The 3,308-nt window shown below is 40.7% G+C and carries 6 protein-coding genes; all 6 read left to right on the top strand.

Annotated elements, in window-relative coordinates; genetic code table 11:
* On the top strand, positions 1-875 hold an 875-nt coding region (gene tssI / locus C5471_RS22800), incomplete at its 5' end, for a type VI secretion system tip protein TssI/VgrG (RefSeq protein ID WP_166296493.1).
* Positions 872-1,363 (top strand): DUF4123 domain-containing protein, encoded by a 492-nt coding sequence (locus C5471_RS22795; protein ID WP_133815428.1) that lies wholly within the window; start codon positions 872-874, stop codon positions 1,361-1,363. The genes tssI and C5471_RS22795, both read left to right, overlap by 4 nt.
* A 2-nt stretch (positions 1,364-1,365) precedes the next feature.
* Positions 1,366-1,710, top strand: a complete 345-nt coding sequence (locus tag C5471_RS22790) for a hypothetical protein (RefSeq protein ID WP_133815429.1) — start codon at positions 1,366-1,368, stop codon at positions 1,708-1,710.
* Between the two features lies 1 nt (position 1,711).
* The gene (locus C5471_RS22785; protein WP_133815430.1) at positions 1,712-2,338 is read left to right on the top strand and encodes a restriction endonuclease fold toxin 5 domain-containing protein; all 627 of its coding nucleotides are present in this window, start codon (positions 1,712-1,714) and stop codon (positions 2,336-2,338) included.
* A 27-nt stretch (positions 2,339-2,365) separates the two neighbouring features.
* Positions 2,366-3,100 (top strand): immunity 52 family protein, encoded by a 735-nt coding sequence (locus C5471_RS22780; protein WP_133815431.1) that lies wholly within the window; start codon positions 2,366-2,368, stop codon positions 3,098-3,100.
* Positions 3,101-3,102: 2 nt separating this feature from the next.
* The coding region (locus C5471_RS22775; protein ID WP_166296491.1) for a PAAR domain-containing protein at positions 3,103-3,308 on the top strand (206 nt) is incomplete at its 3' end.

Genomic DNA, 3,308 nt, shown 5'->3' with positions numbered 1-3,308 from the left:
CAGAAGAAATCTACGTCAATAAAGAGGGGGCGGTTCGCGTTCACTTCCACTGGAACCGTTACGATGCGCCGGACGACCAGGCTTCCTGCTGGGTACGGGTGGCACAAGGCTGGAATGGCAACGGATTCGGCTTTCTGGCGACACCGCGAGTCGGCCAGGAAGTGATTATCTCCTACCTCAACGGCGATATTGACCGCCCGATTATTACCGGATGCACCTATAACGCACTTAACCGTCCGCCGTTGAATTTACCGGCGGAAAAAACCCGTACCACATTCAGAACCAAAACCCACAAAGGAAATGGCTTTAACGAATTGCGTTTTGAGGATGAAAACGGCAGCGAGGAAGTGTTTATTCATGCTCAACGGGATATGAAAGCACAAGTTCTGAATGATGAAACCCATAATATCGGGCACAACCGGACACATCATATCAAACATGATGCCCATTTACGCATTGATAATGAGTACCGCGTACAGGCGGGAAATGATATTTCCCTATCTACGGGGCAGAAACTCCATATCCAGGCAGATGATGCCCTGTTGACTCAAAGCGGCAATGAAATTCACCTGAGTTCCGGCGCTAAAATCGTCATTGATGCCAGCAGTGAACTGACCCTACAGGCCGCCGGACACTTCCTTAAAATCGATGCGAGCGGTATTACCAGCAGTGCCAACATCAACTTTGGCAGTGGATCACCCGGCAGCGGCTCAGGTTGGGGTGGCAAACTGCCGGATAGGCTGGATAAACTGAAGCAGGCGAGTGTCGTACAGGCAGAAAAAGCCCTGACGGCACCGTTGAAAGAAATCTGTCTGACCTGTCTGATGAAAGCAGAACTGGATGGCACGGCAATGGTTATCAGGGGGCAATCATGACACCGGAATTACAGAAAAAGTGGAGTGAATACAGAGAAATACACCCCGAAATGAAATGGTATGCCTTAGTCAGTGGCCTACAGTATGAACGTCATTTTGCTGAGGAAATTAAGTATATCGCTGGCACGAATAATCCCCTGTTCCGGCAATACCCAGATGCCAAAATTGCATTCGCGGGGCCATGGTTGTTTGATATGGCTTATGCGAAATCATGGGAAGAAAAATTATTTGCGCTGGAAAAGGTTGCACCTTCGGTATCTTGGCTACACACCACGCTGTCTTTGGACAAACTGACTCGTCACCTTGAAAACTACCTGAATGTTGAGCAAGAAACGGGGGAAACAGCCTTACTGCGTTTTTACGATCCCCGCATTTTGCATCAAATCCGGGATATTTTCAGCCCAGAGCAATTGTCGGCATTCACTGGCGGTATTCATGATTGGGTATATTTATTTGATAATATTGATTATTTCGTAAAAGGGGCCTAACGATGATAAAACTCAGCAAGGAGCAGGTCGCTAAATTTATTGATGCGGAAGATGAAGCTTATGTGACCCAGATCCGACAACGTATTCTGGCAGAGCAAAGCGCATTAGTCGAAAATGAAAGTGAACGCAGCCTGCACTGGCGATTAAAGGCCGCTTATCTGGATTTGATTGCGATGGGGTTTAAAGATGAAGCGTTGATCCGCTCTTATTTATATTTCGTTGCGTTTAACCGTAATTTTCACGGCTCGTCAGAAATCCAGAACATGTTAAACGCGGGAGATAGCTCAGAACAACAATACCGTGACTATTTGCAGGTCATGGATAATTTATTAAAAAGGAGAAATTGAGATGCCATTACCACTTCTTGCGCCAGCGGCTCCCGCTCTTTTAGCTGCTGCTGAATGGACATTGGCTGCTTGTACTGCGGGATTAGTCGCCGTTGGTGTGATGGAAAGCACCAAAGATAAAGAAGGTGAACAAGATAGAACAAAAGCGGATACAAAAACGATTGCTTCATCCAGAACCAAGTGTGAAAAGTGTCCAGCAATTGGGAAAGTGATGATGGTTTGGGAAAAAACCACATCGTATTCGGAAATAACTATTGCTTATCAAACAAAAATTGCCGGGACGATATACAACCCTGAATTAAGCATCATTGAGACTTGGTTATGCATGGATACAAATTTTGATGGTTGGAAACCTGCACAATGCTTATTTCTTGAGGCTAAGGCTAAGTATGACCAGTTTTTTAAAAATGGTGAACCTAATGATTTTTATAAAAATATAAAGTTAAAGGGAAAAATGTCTGGACATGACAGTATGATTAATCAGGCTAAAAGGCAGAATTTAGTATGCGAGACATTAAATAATATTCCAAAGTCCCATTGGCACTTTCTAGAACCAATATCTTATGAATACTTTCTTATAGCATTTTCTATATTTCCTAACATTACGGTATTTAACACTGAGCTTTAATTATTCTCACAAAAAGGAGAGTTAAAAATGTCAATGATATTTTCAAGAATAAAATTATTTCATGATTCAAATGAGGCTTTAACTCCTGAAAATGCATTACTTGATTTATATCAAATTACATGCAAGATAAATAGGTTAACAACTAGAAAAAGTGGTTGGTGTTTGCCTGGTTATACTCAAGAAGAAAGATTAAAAAATAACGCATTTGATGAAAATGGACCTACTAAGTACGCTATAGAGGATTTTAAAGAAACTTATAATGAAAACTCTAGATTTATTGTGAAATCATTATCTGATGGAATCGATGAGAACAACAACAGTATTCTATATATGGGCGAAGATAAAATCCATGTTAATCCTGTTAGATTAGGTAAAACTAATATATCTATAAGCATCAATTTAGACAAAGGTGAATTCAATTTTCAAGATATTATTGAATTTTTAATAAATTTAATATCGGTTAGAAACTCTCCATTTGTTCTAGTAGATACAAGAGGTTACTCATTAAAACAAAAACAAGTTTTCCCAGATAGAGTTTATGCTGGCTGGATGCTCTATTTACCAATAGAAATAGATCCAACTTTAGTCCCAATGGCAGAAGAAATAATATCTATTTCTGATAAAAATGACAAAAAAGGCTCATTGATTATCACGACAAAAGATATTTTTGACATCGAGAATCAAGAACATATCAATAAAGCCAATGATATTGAAATCTGCTTGCGGGATCTACAAATACTACCATTGATGACAGAGTTATAAATATGACAGACAGAGCTGTGATCCGTTTAAACGACCTAACCGATCATGGTGGTAAAGTTATTACCGCCATTGATGATTGGGTTTATCAAGGCGTGCCTATTGCTGCTAAAGGTGATTTAGTAAACTGCCCTAAGTGCAAAGGGGTTTTTCCTATTGTGGAAGGCAGTGATAATTTAAAGCATCAGGGAAAACCTGTCGCATTAGAGGG

Source organism: Photorhabdus tasmaniensis (assembly GCF_011189505.1).
In the GTDB taxonomy this organism is placed as follows: Bacteria; Pseudomonadota; Gammaproteobacteria; order Enterobacterales; family Enterobacteriaceae; genus Photorhabdus; species Photorhabdus tasmaniensis.
The sequence above is the reverse complement of the archived record's forward strand: the minus strand, read 5'-3'. Positions and strand labels throughout refer to the sequence as shown.